The 259-nt window shown below is 35.5% G+C and carries 1 pseudogene; it reads right to left on the bottom strand.

The features are described from left to right. Positions 1-181 (bottom strand): annotated as a pseudogene (locus G9F74_RS29650) (helix-turn-helix domain-containing protein); the annotation flags it as partial. Positions 182-259 lie beyond the last annotated feature (78 nt).

Here is a 259-nt window from a genome sequence, read left to right on the forward strand (position 1 = left end):
TTCCAATAGATTGTTCAAACCGATAGGTTTCGCCTTCACGATACCATTTCATCCAAGTTTTAATTTGAGCCACATGTTTAATTCCTAAGGCATCCATAATTTCTTTATTTTTGAATCCTTGGTGCTTCATTTCAACTACTTTCCACTTTATTTCGGCGGGATAATGATTCTTTTTCCCCATGCGAAAAACACCTCCATTAAAATCATAACTGATACTTACGATTTAGAGAGGTGTTTTTTATCGTCTCATTCTCAGGGT

Origin of the sequence: Bacillus sp. EKM202B (assembly GCF_011066025.1) — a bacterium.
Classification (GTDB): Bacteria; Bacillota; Bacilli; order Bacillales; family Bacillaceae_G; genus Bacillus_A; species Bacillus_A toyonensis.